This is a genomic window from Dongia soli, assembly GCF_034044715.1.
Taxonomy (GTDB): domain Bacteria; phylum Pseudomonadota; class Alphaproteobacteria; order Dongiales; family Dongiaceae; genus Dongia_B; species Dongia_B soli.
In genome coordinates this window covers 1-672 of the sequence record NZ_JAXCLW010000028.1, presented here as the reverse complement: position 1 = coordinate 672, position 672 = coordinate 1, and the positions used below count along the sequence as shown (strand labels likewise).

Below are 672 nucleotides of genomic sequence, written 5' to 3'. Positions count from 1 at the left end.
CAACCCGTCCCCTCACGCATAGGAGCTCCCATGGCCGACGGACTGATCCTGACCAACGCCGTCATCGACTGCATCCTGAGCCGCAGCGCCGCCAAGTACTACGACCCTGCCGCCCGCTTGAGCGATGACCAGATCCGCGAGCTGGTGCGCATCGGCACCACCGCCCCGACATCCTTCCATTTGCAGAACTGGCGCTTCATCGCCGTCCGCACGCCGGAAGCCAAGGCGCGGTTGCGGCCGATCGCCTGGGATCAGCCGGCGATCACCGAGGCCGCCGTGACCTTCATCATCTGCGGCCAGTTGGCCGATTCCAGCGTCATCCCGGATCGCCTGGCGCCGCTGGTGGAAGCGGGCATCATGCCGGCAAAGATGGTGCCGGAATGGGAGATCCCCGCCCGCGATCTCTATATGGCCTTCCCGCAGCGCCGGCGCGACGAGGCCGTCCGCACCGGCACCTTCGGCGCCGCGGCGATGATCTATGCGGCCCGCTCGCTGGGCCTGGGCTCGACGCCGATGATCGGGTTCGATGCCGATGCGGTGCACCAGGCGTTCGGCCTGGCCGAGGACGAAGTGCCGGTCATGCTGCTGGCCGTGGGGCCGGAGCGAGCCGGCAACTGGCCGCAGAAGCCGCGCCGTCCGGTGGCCGAGGTCCTCGATCTCGTCTGATATCGG

At 68.6% G+C, this 672-nt stretch carries 1 protein-coding gene; it reads left to right on the top strand.

The genetic code is table 11. From position 1 onward, the window contains the following. Positions 1-30: 30 nt before the first annotated feature. Positions 31-666, top strand: a complete 636-nt coding sequence (locus tag SMD27_RS24070) for a nitroreductase family protein (protein WP_320511003.1) — start codon at positions 31-33, stop codon at positions 664-666. Positions 667-672 lie beyond the last annotated feature (6 nt).

Bases quoted from the DNA above. Each gene is read 5' to 3' on its own strand.
- SMD27_RS24070 (WP_320511003.1), top strand. From the start codon at position 31: ATGGCCGACGGACTGATCCTGACCAACGCCGTCATCGACTGCATCCTG.